The organism is Streptomyces sp. NP-1717 (assembly GCF_022695985.1).
Lineage (GTDB): Bacteria > Actinomycetota > Actinomycetes > Streptomycetales > Streptomycetaceae > Streptomyces.
Window position 1 is genome coordinate 1 of the sequence record NZ_JAAPBF010000461.1, and the last position, 840, is coordinate 840.

Sequence of the window (840 nt, forward strand, 5' to 3'; positions counted from 1 at the left end):
TCGATCATTGGTCGAGCCAGATGAGGGTGCTGGCGAGGGTGATGGCGGCGAGGTAGCGGTCGGGGCGTTTGTCGTAGCGGGTGGCGATGCCGCGCCATTGTTTGAGGCGGTGGAAGCAGCGTTCGACGACGTTGCGTCGTCGGTAGGCGGCCTTGTCGAAGTGGCAGGGCCGTTCGCGGCGCCGTGCTCTGCCGGCGAGTTGGTCGACGCGTTCGGGGATCGTGGCCTTGATGCCTCGCCGGCGGAGGTAAGCCCGGAAGGTGCGGGCCGAGTAGCCCTTGTCCGCGACGACGTGTCCGGGCCGGGTCCGGGGCCGTCCCGGGCCTGGCCCGGGGACGCGGATGCGGTCGATGACGGCTTCGGCCTGGGTGCAGTCGTTGCGGTTGCCGCCGGTCAGGAGGAAGGCGAGCGGTCGGCCCTGTCCATCGCAGGCGAGGTGGAGTTTGCTGGTCAGCCCGCCGCGGGAGCGTCCGAGTCCGCGTTCTTCGAGCCCCCTTTGGCCGCGGTGTGCTGGTGGGCCCGCACGATGGTGGAATCGATCGCGACGAGCCAGTCCACCTCCGCCCGGGTCTGGACGGCGGCCAGGAGGCGGTCGAACGTGCCGTCGGCGGCCCAGCGGGCGAAGCGGCCGTGAACGGTCTGCCACGGGCCGAACCGCTCGGGCAGGTCCCTCCAGGGCAAACCCGTACGGAACTTGAACACGATGCCCTCAAGCACCTGACGGTGATCCCGCCACCGGCCACGCGCCCGCCCCGCAGACGGCAGCAACGGCTCGATCACCGCCCAGGCGACGTCAGTAATCTCCCCATCCCTCACGACCAGACCAACGATCCGATGATC

1 pseudogene is annotated in these 840 nt (G+C 70.0%); it reads right to left on the reverse strand.

The features are described 5' to 3' along the window. Positions 1 to 4: 4 nt before the first annotated feature. Positions 5 to 816 (reverse strand): annotated as a pseudogene (locus tag GXP76_RS35475) (IS5 family transposase). Between the last annotated feature and the right edge of the window lie 24 nt (positions 817 to 840).